Origin of the sequence: Flavobacterium palustre (genome assembly GCF_014639535.1) — a bacterium.
Taxonomy (GTDB): domain Bacteria; phylum Bacteroidota; class Bacteroidia; order Flavobacteriales; family Flavobacteriaceae; genus Flavobacterium; species Flavobacterium palustre.
The window spans coordinates 12,723-28,097 of record NZ_BMGA01000011.1 but is presented as its reverse complement, the minus strand read 5'-3'; the positions used below and the strand labels follow the sequence as shown (position 1 = coordinate 28,097).

Annotated in this window: 16 protein-coding genes and 1 tRNA gene; 10 read left to right on the top strand and 7 right to left on the bottom strand. The window is 32.9% G+C overall.

All coding sequences use genetic code 11. From position 1 onward, the window contains the following. Nucleotides 1-153 precede the first annotated feature (153 nt). A tRNA-Ser gene (locus tag IEV84_RS15695) sits at nucleotides 154-238 on the top strand. Between the two features lie 676 nt (nucleotides 239-914). After that, nucleotides 915-1,670, top strand: a complete 756-nt coding sequence (locus IEV84_RS15690) for a hypothetical protein (protein WP_188495656.1) — start codon at nucleotides 915-917, stop codon at nucleotides 1,668-1,670. A 1,149-nt stretch (nucleotides 1,671-2,819) separates the two neighbouring features. On the opposite strand, the gene IEV84_RS15685 is transcribed toward IEV84_RS15690, so the two are convergent. The 7 genes from IEV84_RS15685 to IEV84_RS15655 all read right to left on the bottom strand — a co-directional run bounded on the left by IEV84_RS15685 (nucleotide 2,820) and on the right by IEV84_RS15655 (nucleotide 10,155). Further along, the gene (locus IEV84_RS15685; RefSeq protein ID WP_188495654.1) at nucleotides 2,820-5,078 is read right to left on the bottom strand and encodes a hypothetical protein; all 2,259 of its coding nucleotides are present in this window, start codon (nucleotides 5,076-5,078) and stop codon (nucleotides 2,820-2,822) included. Nucleotides 5,079-5,234: 156 nt separating this feature from the next. Then, a complete protein-coding gene (locus IEV84_RS15680) occupies nucleotides 5,235-5,810 on the bottom strand; it encodes a hypothetical protein (protein ID WP_188495652.1) in 576 nt (191 codons plus the stop codon). 35 nt (nucleotides 5,811-5,845) lie between these two features. Beyond that, complete coding sequence (locus IEV84_RS15675) at nucleotides 5,846-6,532, bottom strand: GNAT family protein (RefSeq protein ID WP_188495649.1); 687 nt, start codon at nucleotides 6,530-6,532, stop codon at nucleotides 5,846-5,848. A gap of 20 nt (nucleotides 6,533-6,552) precedes the next feature. Further along, complete coding sequence (locus IEV84_RS15670) at nucleotides 6,553-7,827, bottom strand: DUF6119 family protein (protein WP_188495647.1); 1,275 nt, start codon at nucleotides 7,825-7,827, stop codon at nucleotides 6,553-6,555. Continuing rightward, nucleotides 7,784-8,275, bottom strand: coding sequence for an efflux RND transporter periplasmic adaptor subunit (locus tag IEV84_RS15665; RefSeq protein ID WP_188495645.1), 492 nt, complete (start codon nucleotides 8,273-8,275; stop codon nucleotides 7,784-7,786). Before IEV84_RS15665 ends, IEV84_RS15670 begins: the two co-directional genes overlap by 44 nt. A gap of 17 nt (nucleotides 8,276-8,292) precedes the next feature. Continuing rightward, nucleotides 8,293-9,624, bottom strand: a complete 1,332-nt coding sequence (locus IEV84_RS15660) for a TolC family protein (RefSeq protein ID WP_188495643.1) — start codon at nucleotides 9,622-9,624, stop codon at nucleotides 8,293-8,295. A 63-nt stretch (nucleotides 9,625-9,687) separates the two neighbouring features. Further along, on the bottom strand, nucleotides 9,688-10,155 hold the full coding sequence (locus IEV84_RS15655) for a GbsR/MarR family transcriptional regulator (RefSeq protein ID WP_188495641.1): 468 nt from the start codon (nucleotides 10,153-10,155) through the stop codon (nucleotides 9,688-9,690). A gap of 834 nt (nucleotides 10,156-10,989) precedes the next feature. Here IEV84_RS15655 and IEV84_RS15650 point away from each other — a divergent pair. The 8 genes from IEV84_RS15650 to IEV84_RS15620 all read left to right on the top strand — a co-directional run bounded on the left by IEV84_RS15650 (nucleotide 10,990) and on the right by IEV84_RS15620 (nucleotide 15,257). Next, a complete protein-coding gene (locus IEV84_RS15650) occupies nucleotides 10,990-11,388 on the top strand; it encodes a single-stranded DNA-binding protein (RefSeq protein WP_188495639.1) in 399 nt (132 codons plus the stop codon). A 48-nt stretch (nucleotides 11,389-11,436) separates the two neighbouring features. After that, on the top strand, nucleotides 11,437-11,796 hold the full coding sequence (locus IEV84_RS15645) for a DUF7222 domain-containing protein (protein ID WP_188495637.1): 360 nt from the start codon (nucleotides 11,437-11,439) through the stop codon (nucleotides 11,794-11,796). A 52-nt stretch (nucleotides 11,797-11,848) separates the two neighbouring features. Next, on the top strand, nucleotides 11,849-12,376 hold the full coding sequence (locus IEV84_RS15640; RefSeq protein ID WP_188495635.1) for a PRTRC system protein E: 528 nt from the start codon (nucleotides 11,849-11,851) through the stop codon (nucleotides 12,374-12,376). A gap of 5 nt (nucleotides 12,377-12,381) precedes the next feature. Continuing rightward, the gene (locus IEV84_RS15635) at nucleotides 12,382-12,600 is read left to right on the top strand and encodes a PRTRC system protein C (RefSeq protein WP_188495633.1); all 219 of its coding nucleotides are present in this window, start codon (nucleotides 12,382-12,384) and stop codon (nucleotides 12,598-12,600) included. A gap of 56 nt (nucleotides 12,601-12,656) precedes the next feature. Then, entirely contained in the window at nucleotides 12,657-13,748 is a 1,092-nt protein-coding gene (locus IEV84_RS15630; RefSeq protein ID WP_188495631.1) for a hypothetical protein, read from the top strand. Beyond that, a complete protein-coding gene (locus IEV84_RS16600) occupies nucleotides 13,745-13,891 on the top strand; it encodes a hypothetical protein (RefSeq protein ID WP_306451826.1) in 147 nt (48 codons plus the stop codon). Before IEV84_RS15630 ends, IEV84_RS16600 begins: the two co-directional genes overlap by 4 nt. 83 nt (nucleotides 13,892-13,974) lie before the next feature. Then, on the top strand, nucleotides 13,975-14,460 hold the full coding sequence (locus tag IEV84_RS15625) for a hypothetical protein (RefSeq protein WP_306451825.1): 486 nt from the start codon (nucleotides 13,975-13,977) through the stop codon (nucleotides 14,458-14,460). Then, a complete protein-coding gene (locus IEV84_RS15620; RefSeq protein ID WP_188495629.1) occupies nucleotides 14,457-15,257 on the top strand; it encodes a PRTRC system ThiF family protein in 801 nt (266 codons plus the stop codon). The genes IEV84_RS15625 and IEV84_RS15620 overlap by 4 nt, the downstream gene beginning before the upstream one ends. Nucleotides 15,258-15,375 lie beyond the last annotated feature (118 nt).

Here is a 15,375-nt window from a genome sequence, read left to right as displayed (position 1 = left end):
ATCATTGCTAATTTTCAGCAAGTTAATACTGAATTTCAAAATCATATTTCCTTTTATAAAGAATAAATACATCAACAGTGATTAAATATATTTTTTTATCTGAAAAAACCTCCTATATTTGCACTCGCAATCACAAAACGATAGCAACATACTGGAGAAATGGCAGAGCGGTCGAATGCGGCAGTCTTGAAAACTGTTGACTGTAACAGGTCCGGGGGTTCGAATCCCTCTTTCTCCGCAAAATTAAAACCCTAACAACTGAAAATCAGTTAGTTAGGGTTTTTTATTTATAAAATATCCCCACATTATCCCCACAATTCAATTGTTTTAAACATAAAAAAAACCGCCTATTTCTAAGCGGTTCATAAAAGTATCTATTGCCGTACCAAAGCTTATTCCAGATACTTTTATTATTTATCCAATTATAAAACGTTCTACTTGTTCTAATTTTAAACCAGTATATAAACTGAACTCTTCTATTGATAAAAGCTCATTTTTATCCTTTTTAAGCTCAGTTCTTATTTTTTGCAACAATCTAGCACTGTATCTATAACTCTTCCCTGTAATACACTGTACGTCCTTTGGATAAATACATAATCTCTTTGTCATGGTTTCATACTTTATCTATGCCTTTGCCTTTGCTTTGTTCTACTTTAAAAACACTCAAAAACATGCTTTTTTCACTTCTTAAATGGAAGATTTTTTCTCCCTTACGTCAACCAATTTACAATTCTATAACTGATTTTAAGAGGTAAAATGTTCCTTTATTGCCTAATGTGCCTAATTGTGACACTTTGTATTGCTATGCTATTTTAATTTATAAAATTTGATTTAAAATCAATGATCAACAGCAACAAAACATACAGCAATTGATTAAAATTTCAAATCTATAAACAACTTAAATTTTAGAAATTATGGCCAGACAGAATGGTATTATTAAATTGAAAGGTACTATCGGGGATATTACTTTTTACAAAACACAAGATGGGCATTTAGCACGTGAAAAAGGTAGCCTAGATGCTAACAGAATTAAAAATGATCCTGCATTTCAAAGAACACGTGAAAATGGAGCAGAGTTTGGAAGAGCAGGAACAGCAGGGAAAACTTTAAGAACTGCATTAAGAACTTTGCTTTTAAACACTGCTGATAGCAAAATGGTTGGCAGACTTACTCAATCTATGGTTAAGGTTATTCAAGCTGATCAAACTAATGAAAGAGGCTTAAGAAACGTTATCGACGGAGAAGCCGAATTATTGACTGGGTTCGAATTTAATATTAGAGGTAAATTAGGCTCTACAATGTTTGCCCCTTACACAGGCGGTATTAATAGAGTATCAGGTGAAATTTCAGTTGATATTCCTGCTTTTATTCCTGCTAATATGATTGCAGCTCCAAGTGGCACAACTCATTTTAAAATTATTACAGCTGGTGCTGAAGTAGATTTTGAAGCAGAAACATTTGTTTCATCCAATTCTGAATCTGCAATTTTACCATGGGATTTTAGTGCAACCGCAGTAATTAGTCATGTAAATAACGTAACACCTGCAAGCACAAAACCTTTATTTCTTGCAGTAGGAATTGAGTTTTTCCAACAAGTGAATGGTAGTATGTATCCTTTGAAAAACGGTGCTTTTAACCCTTTAGCATTGGTTCAAGTAAGCGGATTGTAAATCGAAAATTAATTCTTCATTTCAATTAAAGTCTAGTCTGAAATCAGATTAGACTTTTTTTATTGGCATTTTTTATCCTTTGCCTTAATTTTTTCAAAAGAAAAAAAGAAAAAAAAGAAAGTCGTTCAATCGGCGAAGGTTTCAAATTAAGTCAAGTTTTTTTGAAAAAATACTACCCAACAGTTGTTGCTTATTTTAGACGTGAAAAACTAATCGGAACTTGAATTGGAAATGTAAGGGTGGAGATTTTTTCAAAAACCCGGAGGGCTTGAACTTTACTATTTGAAACCGTAGCAGACCTTTACTTTCTTTTTATTTATTTTTTTATAGCAGGGACGTTATTTTGTGGGTGGGAGGTTTCTTATGGAAAACGGCAATCAAACACCCCCAAGCACCGCAGAGAAATAATGATTGTAGCGATAGCGGAAATTATTGTTTTTTCGAGGAGCGAAGAGGCGGTGTTGCGGCAATCGAACAGCCACACTAGACCGAGAATGAAACGTAGCAATAGCGAAGTGGAATGTAGGGATAGTAGCGTGTAACGGCGGGGAAACTATAAAAGACTGCCTTTGGCAAACCTTGATTTAGGGCAAAGTGCTAACGGAGCCAACCCCGATGGCTGAGCGAAGGAGCAACCGCCAAAAAAATATAGGGCGGCAGACACAAATACTGCTGGAATGTAGTGAAACGTAGTCCCGACTTTTCGGGACGGAGTGTAACGGAATGAAGCTGTATTGTGGATGCAGTAGCCCGACCGAACGCAGGAAGTGACCGTGTGAAGATGAGGGTGAGGAAGCGGACAGTAAGGCTGCTTTTTTTTAAGCTGCCTTATCTTGCGGCTGACGAACGGACTGTGGAACGGAGGAAAACCTAACTATTGAAGTGGAATAATAAATTGCTTTTTTAGCGCTAAATCTTCTTATAGAAATGCAAGGTTGACCGACTGGAACAGCCGAACGGAACAAAGGGAACGACCGTAGTGAGACCGCTTGATTGCTCGTTATTTTTAGAAGTACTCTTGTTATGAAACTTATGCGATTATAAATATTATACGTTATTTTGCAAGGATTATTTATTAATATCGAATTTTGATTGAAATGGGATTACAAATTTGCTCAATAGGGCTTTAATATTTTTAGCTGTCAAAACCTATTTATAGAGCCCATATAAACGAATTAATGAAGCAGAATTACTATTGTCCTGATAAGTACGAAAAGACCCACCAACGAGAATTTTCCCATCGTCTTGAAGAAGTATAGATTGAACTGAACAATTTTTATCAAATCCTATCCCAATATCGAAAGTTTCATCTTTGCTTCCGTCAGACTTTAAACAAATTAATTTATTTTGGCTTTTCCCTTGAAAAGAATCAAAATGTCCAACAATAAAAAATCTACCATTTCGTTCAACAATATTAGCCACTGCAGAATTAAAACCAGTACCTATATCAAAAGTCACATCTTTATTACCATCTGAATTTAAGCGAATTAAATTATTTTGAGCTATCTCTTTATAGCTAGAAAAGGACCCGCCAACTAACACTTTATCATCAGATTGAATTACTATAGATAAAATTTCATATGATAGTTTATTATTCTTAAAGCCAGTACCTATATCAAAAGAGAAGTCTTGGGTTCCATCTGAATTTAAACGAATCAAACCGTTAGCTGGTGATTCCTTGAATTTAGAAAAAGTACCACCAACAATTATTTTACCATCATGTTGTACAGCTATAGCCCCAATTCTTGAAAAAGGATCAAATCCAGTTCCTATATCAAAAGAGGTGTCTTTGCTGCCATCTGAATTAAAACGAATCAATGATGATTTTTGAGCATAAGCTAATCCAACAATTATTTTACTATCTTTTTGTAAGGACATACAAATGATTTCAGCATCAAAACTGTCTCCAATATCAAAATATTTGTCTTTGCTACCATCTGAATTTAAACGTATTAAAAAAAAACGATTTAGTCCCTTATCATCGCTATATCTACCTCCCACAAGTATTTTACCATCAGGTTGTAAAAGCACTGAATTAATAACAAAGAATTTATTAAAAAATGTATTAAATACAAAAGAAGAATCAATGCTACCATCTACGTTTAGTCTAAGTAATAAATCTTGATTTATACCCTGAAAAACACTCACTGAACCTCCCACAATTACTTTTTTATCGACTTGTTGAACCATAAAATTCACACTTCCATAAAAGCCATTTCCAGTGCTAAAAGATAAGTCTTTTTTACCATCGGAATTTAGGCGTATTAGACCATGAGGAAATCCATTATGAAATCTAGTAAAAGCTCCAATCAATATTATTTTCCCGTTAGGTTGTAGATTTATATTGTGAACAGCAGCACTATATTTAAATCCAAAATCAAAGATATCACCTATGTCAAAAGAAATATCTTTACTTCCGTCTGAGTTTAATCGAAGTAACTTTTTTTGGTTAATTTCGTTGTAACTATCAAAAAGCCCCCCTACGATTATTTTACCATCTTCTTGAATGGCTATTGAATTAATATTAAAATCAAATCCTGTTCCAATATTAAATGAATTATCTTTACTACCATCGGGATTTAAACGAACCAATTTGTTTTGAGTAGTGCCTTGATAGTTATTAAATTTACCACCAACAATTATTTTACCATCTTTTTGAAGAGCAACATAACTAATAGAACTATTAAATCCCGTCTTGATATCAAAAGAACTATCTTTTGTCCCATCTGGATTTAAACGAATCAAATACCTTTGAGGAACACCTTTAAACATATTAAAAGAACCTCCTAAGATTATTTTTCCATCTGGTTGTAGAACTATAGAATTAATTTCATCATTAAATTTAGTTTCATTTGAAAAGGAATCATCAATGCTACCATCAGCATTCAAACGAATTATACTATAATGGTACTTATCATCACTCAAATCATAAATACTAAGAAGAATTTTTCCATCAGATTGGAGAATAATATTTCTAATACCTCTCATGTAGTTTTTATCTCTAAGGCCGCTAAGATTAAAAGAATCATCTATAGTACCATCTGGATTTAACCGAAGCAAATATTTTTGATAAACACCTTGATACTTTTCAAATTCACCACCTACTAATATTTTTCCATCAGATTGTACAGCTAAAGAAAAAACGTGGTAAGAAAAGCCCATTTTTATATCGAAAGACTCGTCTTTACTACCATCTGAATTCAGGCGGACCAAATAATTTTGATTTTTTCCTTGATACATTTGGAAATCACCACCAATCAATATTTTCCCATCTGACTGGAATACTTGAGAACGAATAATACCATTAAATCCAGCGTAAGAGCCAAAAGTATGCTCTATATCGGCAGGATTTTGTGTAAAACCTTGTATGGTAAAAATAAAGCAGAATAAAAGATATATTTTTTTCATATGTATTTTTTAAATCGAGTTATTAAAAATAGTATTCCTGTTTGTATTTTTAGGGTCGCATTATTGCACTATCTAAATTTTACTATACTATACTCAAAATACTTAATAACTCCTTCATCGTATGTAAATGTTGTAACTTCCCTTCAAATTTGAAATCTATAATAACGTAGCGTAATTTCTAGTATTTAGAAACTGTCCGAAAGCGAAGAAAGCTTCATCTAATTGCTTTAAATCTCTCAAATTACTACTTTGAATAAAAGGTAAATAACGATTGAAATAAAACGTTTCTTTATCTTTATTTGATATGGTATCATTTGAAATATTACTCCAATCCTCATTATGAATGAATACAAAGCATCTGTGTATGTGTTGATCATAAATTGGATATGTATGTGGTTTTATTATATGTAATAGAAATATCTTCCAAACTGCCGAAAGGTTTTTAAATTCCTTACTGAATACTACTAAGTCTATTTCGTTATTAGACTTTAAATCGTTGATTATCGATAGTTTGGATATGATTTTATCTTCTAATGATTTCTGCTTTAGGTCGCTTAATTTCATACCGTTTTTCCAAATGTATAAGTTTTGAATATCCTCTACAGTAAATTCTTTTTTAGATATAGAATTACTATATAAGGTTTCATTAGAAAATAAATATTGCGTTGACCAAAAATTAATAAAAGCTACTATATCAGTAGAATAGTTTTTATGAAATGTTACTAAATTCATTTTTTGATTGTATCTCAATTAATAATGGTTTATATCTAAGTGTGTTTTTGCAAATAATCGTGTTTTACATCATCAATTAGAGTTGTAAAATAGCTCAGCTTATGACTCATATCATCTAATGAAGGTCTCATATAAGCAGCAGGAGAATGACCTAACGACAATTCTATTTTAGAATTAATAACACTAAGCTTTTTAGCAATGGCTTTAAGTTCTGTACAAATATCCTCTATTTCATCATCTTCTATCCCCTGGTATTTTATATCCAATTCTTCATTTGAAAAATCAAAATCATATTCCTCTAATATAAAGGTTGTATCATCTACTTTTTTGAAACCAACTTTCAAAGCTGTACTTAATGAATTATCGTAGTTCTCCTTACCTATTTCTAATTCATTAATTGTGATATTTAATTCTTCTCTTTCAACAATTCTAAATAAATACGGTATTATAGCTTCTGTCAGAGCGGTTGTCAAATAACCCTTTTTACGATGTTCTGGTAAAATAACCCAATGTAAATCTGTTGTCATATCCAAAACAGCACCAACATACTCATTATCTTTTTTGATTAAAAAAAATGGTTTGGGACTATGTTTCAGTCTAGAATTTTCAATCCAAATATGAGCAAAATCAACATTTTTACTTATTGAATGTTTGATACAATTTTTATAATAAGACTTTCTATTTAACTTGTTTATTATTGATGTGATAGAAGACGATTTCATATTGTAATGGTAGTTAGAAATTACTTTTCAATTTCAATAATTTTAAGTGGAAAACTCAACATATTCATTTCTCTAACACATTGAATTAATGAATATTTAGCTATATTGGATTGAACTTTATCTACATTGTTTTTTACATGAGGTAACTTTTTCAAATCAGATCTAAAAGCCATAACAAATTGTATATTTTTACTTCCTGTTTTAAACTTTGAAATAAATTCATCTTTATCAATTATTTTATCTGAATTAACATCTTTGCTATTATAAGAATCAATTACTGATGAAATAAAATTATTACTACCGGAATTCCTTTCATTAATAAATCTGCTTGCTGAAATTTGAATTTGATTACTTAAATCTCTGATTTTCGCATCAAAACCATTTTTAACATGAATGAAGTAAATTGTATTATTATCTTCATACATAATATCGCATAATTCAATATTTTCACCTAAAGCCTTGTCAAAAACCCAATAGTTATCTTTGTCATGGTACTTCCTATTATAAGAATCCTCATCTTCCAAACTGTTCCATACTTCTGTAACTATTCCTGTTGTTAAATAATTATTTTCAATCATTTTTGAACATATTGTATTTATTGAATTAGTGAAATCATCTTCCACTTTGAACCATTTAGCATCAATCTGAAAAACAGGTCTATTTTCTACAGATATTTCGCATACAATATGATCTATAAACATTGCATTTACTAAAACATCTCTTTTCCTCATACTCCATACTCTTAATCCCCTTATTTTATTTTTAAAGCTAAACAAATTGTTTACATCTTCTAAACTTGCATAAACCAACCCTAAGCCTTCTTTATAAAGTTCTTTTCTATCATAGAAAGTATGACCTTTTTTTTCACCTTTAAATTTAAGAACATAATGATCGGCCTCATAAAACTCTTGTACATTTGATGGATGAACGAATTCAATATCAAATTTCTTTGGGTTTGTGGGTCTGGCGGGAGAAAACAAATCATTCATATTTTCAAATAACCGAGATAAAAGTGCTTCTTTTAAAATACTTTCCTTGTAACCATTATCTTTAACCTCAACAAAGGATGATAGGGATTTTTTTTCAGTTGATTTACTTACTTCATTTATTTTTTTAAATAAAATATGTAAAGTATTGAACGGAATTCTGTGTTTGATATTGAAATATGAACCTATTTCTAAAATAGTATCTCTGTTTGAAAAATTAATAAAATCAAAAACACTATCCTTTATTTCTTGTTTTAATTTAATATTAATTTTGGATGGTATATTGGTAAAATTGTTTAGTACGGGCACCCTCTAAAGTACGCTCAGCATCTTTTACACTTTGGGCAGTTCCTGCATTTCCTTCAAACAATTCTTTATTAAGCTGATAATCTTTTTGTGCTTTAGCCAATACTTCTTTGGCATCTTTAAGATTTATTTGTTGCTGACGGGTATCAACAGCACCAATTACCTGACCTGCACCAACAGTTGATCCCAAAATAATGCGAAGACTGCTTATTTTACCTGATGTTACTGCTGATATATCAGCTTGTTTCGACGGCTCTAATGTAGCAGGCAACTCAAGATTTCCTGATACGCTTTGATTAGAGACTTTCACCACTGTAACTGCTACCGGAATAGATGAGCGATCAACAATTACATTCTTAGCATCAATTGCATTTTTATTTTTATTCAATACAAAGCCCACAGAAGCAAAAAGTAGAAACGCACCGGATATTATAATAATTTTCTTTTTCATTATAGTTTTAATTATGATTATAATTGATTAACAAAACTGCTAATAGTTCCCTTTGCTCTTTCATAGAGTAAACGATTAGCGACCAAATTAAGCAAGGAAGACATATAATTGGATTGAGCCTGCTGATACGAGAAATCAGCATTCAATAAATCAGATAGTAAAGAAACTCCTTTGTTATATTCAAACACACCAGTCTCATATACACTCTTTGATAAATCCATATTGCTTTTATTTGAGTTCAACGTAGCAATATTCTCTTGTAATTGTTTATTGGCATTCTGAAACTGTAATTCAAATTTCCCAATATTCAAATTAAAATCTTCTTTAGCATTTACTAGTTCCAAGCGACTTTGCTGTAATTGTGCATCTTTACGCATTCCACTGAATATAGGAACATTAGCCTTCAAGCCTATAGCTGAAAAATTTTTCCAGTTGCTTACAGCTGCATCTAATTCATTTCCAAAAGCTTGTTGCCCATTTCTTATATATCCAGTAATTGTAGGCAAATAAGCTGCTTGCTTTCTCTTTACATCGATTTCTTTCAATGCAATATTTTCAGATTGCAGTTTGTAGTCTATAAGATTTCTTACATCTAAACTCTCATCTGTAAATTGCAAATATTTAGAATAATCAAGACTTTCCTCTATAACAAAAGATGTTTCTTGAGGCATCCCCATCTCATTCTTAAGCGAAGCATAGGCTACATTAATACTGGTTTGAATCTGTTTTTGTTTTGCTTTAATATCATTAAGCTGTACTGTTACCCTATCTAAATCTACCTTTTTAGCCACCCCTTTTTCTAGACGAAATTTAGTAATAGCATACAAGTCATTATATTGTTTTTCATTAGCAACAAGCATTTTTTGTTGCTCTTTTAATAAAAGAATTTGAGAATAAGCAGTCGCTGTATTATAAATTAGGTCTTCATTATTTTTTTGAAGCTTTAGTTCCGCAATCTTTTTAGCAGGAACACCCGCCTTTATCCCATAAATCAACGCCTGATCATAAATAGTCTGATCCAATTGTATTATAGCCATAGAATTGAACTTATTTCCAAACTGCACTTCAACATCTTTATCACTCCCAAACATAGCACCTGGCAACACTGTTGTTTGACGTTTTATATTATCATCAAGTGAAAAAGAACCGCTTACTTGTGGCAAATAATCCGCCAAAGCTTCCTTTGACTTGTTTTTGGCAATTTTAACCTCATTGGCATAAATCACATTACTTCCGTGATTTTTCAAACTGTAATCTATAGACTCCTTCAAGCTAAAGACCTGCTGCGCATAAAACGGCACCCCTAACAGAAAGCAAGAAACAAAGCTTAGGATATTTTTTTTATTCATAATCAAACTCATTATATTAAAATATTTTTAGTTCAAACAAAAAGAACCAATAAGGTAAAAAAATTATTTTTTAAGACTTTCCCATTTTACAAACAATGCTGGCAATTGCTCCTTCATAAAATCAAGATAACTTACAACATCCTCAAGACCTTTATTAAATTCTTTCGCCTCTTCTGAACGCTCCACTAGCACTTTTTTTAAAATCGAATTAAAAACCTCCATGCTTTCCAGAGTTTTTTGAACACCTTCTTCTAAAGATTTTATTTTGCAACGAAAATATCTTTTGCGCTCACCAGGCTTTGTAATAAAATCAACCTGATTAGAAGCAATTAAAAAATTGAGGCTATTACTTACTGCACTTTTACTCATATTCAAGGTTTCATGAATTTCTTCAAATGTTAATTCATTTTTATCAGAAATCATTAATAATGCATATATCCTAGAAGCCGCAGACTGCATACCAGACTTCTCAAAATGCATTCCCAATTCTTCGATTAAATTCAATTTTTTATCTGATAATTGCACAGTCATAATAATTTCTTTAGGGTCAAATATACAATAGCTCCTTTAGTTCACAAATAAACAACTGTTTTTTTTATCAAAAAAAGGTATCAAGAAAAATTCAATTAAAACCAGAGCTTATCCTTCTCTAATACCAATAATACAACAACAGAATAACTCATAAAACCCCCGAAATTATTACTTTCGGGGACACTAAGCAAACCACTATAAAAAACTAACATATAACTATATATACAGATAACCAGTCTGTTTTAGTTATTACTTTTGATCAAAAATTAATCAATTTCAGCAATTACGACACGGCAAATATATATAAGTTTTTTTAGTTCTCAACAAAAGAACTAAAATATTTTATAAAAAAACTAATAATTCATTATCTAAACTGAAGTACAACATAAAAAATATCCCAAAAGCAGCGAACTTACAATTAATCTCATAACCTCAACGACATTTTTTTAAAATTAAAAAAGAACCAATTATTTTAATGTTAATAATATAACTAAATCTCAACAATATATTATCAAGAATTAATTAAAACATCTGACTCTCAATGATCACTTAACAAAAAAAAGTTCTAAGAGATCTTCTAAATAAATTTTAATTCAAGTTTTCATTTGAAACGGACTAAAAGGGCAGCTAAGATAGTAACGCCCCAATACGACGTGCGCATAATGAGCTGCGCTACACTTGCTCACCCTTCGGGACTTATAGCACTCTGTACTGGATGCGCTACTGGCATCTTGCTTTCTTTTTTTCCGTTTTTTCTTTTGAAAACATTTTTTATCAGGGAGACGGTTACAGAGGAAGCAAAAAAAAAAAACCTAATCCTTAAAATTTAAAGCTATGGAAATCACAGGAAGATTAACAGCAGATGCAACCGTTCACAAAGTGGGCGAAAACAAAGAGGTAGTCAATTTTAGTATTGCTATCAATGACAGCTACAAACCTAAAGGGAGTAGCGAAGTAAAAGAAGTTGTAACCTACATTAATTGCTCGTATTGGCTCAATTCTAAAACGGCTCAGTGGCTCAAAAAAGGTGCACTAGTTCAATTATTCGGGCGTATTGGGTTGAATGTCTATAGCAGTAGCGATGGTAGGGCTTTAGGTAGCCTGACTTTTCATACCAACAACCTTAAAATAATAGTCTTTGCTAAAAGAACAGAACAATCCCAAAGTAGCGGAACAACTATACCTACAAAACAGGGTATGAAAGAAGAACCGACAGACGATTTACCTTTTTAATCCTATCCGCACATATTAAAATCACTTTCAACTAAGATATATATTGTTATGAAAGCTTTATTGAAAACATCCTATCGTATTTATGAGGTAAGCACGGTATATAATAAAATAATTTTAAGACACATAGAGAGTTACAATGGTACAAAGAAAGAGCAGTTAAAATCTTTCTTGGAAGACCTACAGCAAAGTGGCTGCATTAGTGGTATGATAAGTGAATTCATTTATCATACTGATTGTAAAACATTTTATATCACTCATCTTGACGACTTAGAAAACATTAAAAATGATTTAGAAGATTCTTTAGGTGAAGTAATAGTAAACCGCTTTAAAAATCCTCATTACACTTTTATGTGCTGGCTTTGCTTTGAAGAGTATTGTCACAGTATTTACATTAATGAATTTGAATAAATAAATAAATAAAATAAATAAATAAAATAAATAGAACTAAAAATTCAAGAGTATGGAAACTAATTTTTTTCAATCCATTTTAGCCTTGCAGGTCGCAGGGAACTGGACAATCAACATCGCTAAAGAAACAACTGATAGACTTATTGTATCCGTTTTGTTTTTCAATGATACTATCGGGGATGATGCCCGCAAAAAAATACCACCTATTTTACTCAAAGGCACTGCTCAGGAACTTGACGAGGGATTTTTCGAGGTCATTCAACAGCCTGTACAGGAAACTGCCCAACTCTTTTCTAATATGGAGCAGTTTCTCAAAGAAAAAGAACAAGCGAAAATCAATTCCCAAATGGAAAAAGACAATGCCTCTAAAGCAGATAAAGAGAAAACAGACAAACAGAAAAAGTACGAGGATGCTATGAAGAAAGTGGATGAACTCGAAGCAGATGGCAAATACCGTGATGCCTGGATGAAAGTACCACAACCTGAATTGTATCCCGAATATGCAGAAAATATTCGTAACCGTAGAATGCAACTCTCTGAACAATTTGCTCCTGACTTATTTAATGAACCTAAATCTTAGAAATTATGTTAATCACTACCACATTACCCCGTATTTTTTCTTTTAGAGAGAAAGAACAAGAAATTGAACTGGCTGACCCATCGCCATCATTTTCTCCCGAAGCGGTGTTGAATTTCTATGCTCAGACCTACCCTATTTTGACCACGGCAACCATAGAAGGTCCTGTAATAAACAATGATGCTATTCAATACAAATTTGTATCGCAAATCGGAACTAAAGGATAAACCATGAAATCAAAAAAAACAACAGCCTGTATCACAGCTCCTAAAAACAAAAAGCTATGGAAACTTTATCAGCAACTAGGCAAATTCGCAGAAAGCACCAACCGCCTACCCGATGCACAGCAAGTAAAAAACAACAAGTCCAACTCAGTTCCGTTGGAACTCCTACCGATGGTTTTTTAAGACATCCCTTTCTTCCTTTGTATGAGCAGAACAACGATTTGCCCGAAAGCAAAAAAACAGAAACGGAATTTTTTGAATCCCTACGTATTCTGACGGAACACTATGGTTTTGAAACAATAGCTGTTAGAGACAAATCTTATCCTTACAACATTCTTTTAGCAAAAGAACAGGTTCAAAAACAGCTTAAAAAGTTAGAACAGGACATTGAGTTGTCAATCATGCAAGACGATAAGGGTATTGTAAAACTAGCTACCATGCACAGCTATTATACCAACATGACATTGTATTATATTCCAGTCTTACCCTTATACCGATTGTTGCAGGACAAGAAGCAAAAACGAACCGCTGAACTTTTATTATCTGTATTTGCTTATCTCTACCACATTGCAGGAATTCCTTATTACAGGGAAAGTAATACTTATCTTTTTTATCAATATGAATGTGTGCAGGAATGGTTAATGGATTGGGATGAAAGCGACGAAACGGAAGAAGTCAGTACTACTATTTCAGAATTTAATAAAGCTTCTTATTATGGCGATATCATGTTTCGTAAAATTTACAATTTATACCATCTGAATTGCTTTGAATATCGTATCAATAGCTACAAGCCAAGTAATCCTTTTGAAAAGGACTGTCACAACATTGCAAAAAAAGCTTGGGAATTAATGGAGCAATATCCCGAACACAATATATTCCGCAATACCTCTAATGAGGATTTTGAGGAATCTGATGGAGTAATCATGGCAGAGCAATACATTTCATTTATTGGAGAGAATGAGGGCATACTATTCGAAAATATCTCCCGTACCATAAATGACGAATTCAACGAATGCGGAGAAATAGAAGAACCTAAGTTTATACAAATCTACGATACCGAAAATCGGTTTTCAAAGGAAAGCCTAGATTTCGAATACCGCTTATTTCCTTTATTGACAGACTTATGTACCCTTTTAAACAATATGCCATGAAAGATATCACCGCCACATTCGGTACATTATACCATCCTGTTAAAGCCTTTGTAGTTTACCAAAAAGATAGCTATGACAAAAGTATTTATGTGGAAAGCTACGACATGGACAAAATGGCTATCCCATCAATGCACATCCTTTAAGCCTTTCGGAGAGTACCCAACTAGCAAACGCTTTAGACACCTCCGATGAACTCAAACGCAATTTTCTAAAACCTTCTGGTCTATTGCCTAAAAATGTAGTGTACATTACCCCCGACCATGATGGCTATGCCATTTGGCACACAACTTCGCAAAGAGTTAATTTGTTTTTTACGGAAAGTTTAGGGATTCCTAACGGCATGGCTTCCCTCCCTCCCTTGCTTTGGAAAGCTTCTAAAAATAGTCTCTATGTTTATTCGCTGGATTCCGATTCCGATATCAACGAAGAAAGTGCTTTATTTCATGCCCCTTTTTTTAATCTGTATGAAGACGGCAAGGTTTGCATGGGTACGGTATCGGTCAATATCAAGGCAGATTGTCTGCTAGAAGAGTTCATTTACCAATGGGAGCAGTACTTTTTTAATAGCTATTTCAGCCACCTGATACAGGAAAAAAGTCCCGTTAAGGGAAACCTCATTCAACTTTGGCAAAGTCTTGTGAATAGGCGGAAAAAATTCCCTTTGAAATCCTTAATTAAAAACGGTCTAATTCTTAAACAATTACTATCATGAAACTTCAAACCGCTATACATTACACTGACAATTACCTGATAAATTCAACAAATCCCATAACTGTGAACCTTATTGGTGCTGGAGGAACAGGAAGCCGAATGCTTACAGAACTGGCAAGAATGAATCACAGCCTTATCGCCTTGGGACATACAGGACTACAGCTCTGTTTATATGATGATGATATCATAACTACAGCCAATCAGGGACGACAACTTTTTGCTGATGCCGAAATTGGATTGTACAAATCGGTAGCACTTATCAATAGAACCAACCGCTTTTTTGGGACGAACTGGAAAGCAGTTACCGAACAATTCAGTACAACTAATTTGAAATCGATACCCAATCAAGGCAAGGCAAATATTTATATCAGTTGTGTGGACACTGCATCGGCACGATTTGATATTGCAAAAGCCTTGGAGGGGGTTATGGTTAACAATTGGGAACGCAATAAAGCCCTCTATTGGATGGACATTGGCAATGCCAGAAATACAGGACAAGCCATATTATCCACTATCGGAGAAATCAAACAGCCGAGTTCTAAATTATATAAGACTGTATCCAATCTTCCTATGGTCACAGATGAATTCAGGGAATTATTGGAATCTCAAACAGATAACAATGAGCCGAGTTGTTCCCTTGCCGAAGCGTTAGAAAAACAGGATTTGTATATTAATTCTACACTTGCCAATATGGGAGCATCATTATTATGGAAATTGTTCCGTGAAGGAATGACCCAACATCGGGGCTTTTTCCTAAACCTTGCGGATTTCAGGTCACAACCCATTTCGGTGTGCTAACGACCGCCGCCCCGCAATTGTTCTTCCTAGGGTCTGTACAATTGCGGGGCGATCTAAGCGGAATAGTCACTTGCACTAAACTTTCACTAACCTATCGATTGCGTAAGTTTAGTGTAAG

Bases quoted from the DNA above. Each gene is read 5' to 3' on its own strand.
- IEV84_RS15680 (WP_188495652.1), bottom strand. From the start codon at position 5,810: ATGAATTTAGTAACATTTCATAAAAACTATTCTACTGATATAGTAGCT.
- IEV84_RS15635 (WP_188495633.1), top strand. From the start codon at position 12,382: ATGTTAATCACTACCACATTACCCCGTATTTTTTCTTTTAGAGAGAAA.
- IEV84_RS15645 (WP_188495637.1), top strand. From the start codon at position 11,437: ATGAAAGCTTTATTGAAAACATCCTATCGTATTTATGAGGTAAGCACG.
- IEV84_RS15650 (WP_188495639.1), top strand. From the start codon at position 10,990: ATGGAAATCACAGGAAGATTAACAGCAGATGCAACCGTTCACAAAGTG.
- IEV84_RS15640 (WP_188495635.1), top strand. From the start codon at position 11,849: ATGGAAACTAATTTTTTTCAATCCATTTTAGCCTTGCAGGTCGCAGGG.
- IEV84_RS15675 (WP_188495649.1), bottom strand. From the start codon at position 6,532: ATGAAATCGTCTTCTATCACATCAATAATAAACAAGTTAAATAGAAAG.
- IEV84_RS15660 (WP_188495643.1), bottom strand. From the start codon at position 9,624: ATGAATAAAAAAAATATCCTAAGCTTTGTTTCTTGCTTTCTGTTAGGG.
- IEV84_RS15690 (WP_188495656.1), top strand. From the start codon at position 915: ATGGCCAGACAGAATGGTATTATTAAATTGAAAGGTACTATCGGGGAT.
- IEV84_RS15620 (WP_188495629.1), top strand. From the start codon at position 14,457: ATGAAACTTCAAACCGCTATACATTACACTGACAATTACCTGATAAAT.
- IEV84_RS15665 (WP_188495645.1), bottom strand. From the start codon at position 8,275: ATGAAAAAGAAAATTATTATAATATCCGGTGCGTTTCTACTTTTTGCT.
- IEV84_RS15655 (WP_188495641.1), bottom strand. From the start codon at position 10,155: ATGACTGTGCAATTATCAGATAAAAAATTGAATTTAATCGAAGAATTG.
- IEV84_RS15630 (WP_188495631.1), top strand. From the start codon at position 12,657: ATGGAAACTTTATCAGCAACTAGGCAAATTCGCAGAAAGCACCAACCG.
- IEV84_RS16600 (WP_306451826.1), top strand. From the start codon at position 13,745: ATGAAAGATATCACCGCCACATTCGGTACATTATACCATCCTGTTAAA.
- IEV84_RS15685 (WP_188495654.1), bottom strand. From the start codon at position 5,078: ATGAAAAAAATATATCTTTTATTCTGCTTTATTTTTACCATACAAGGT.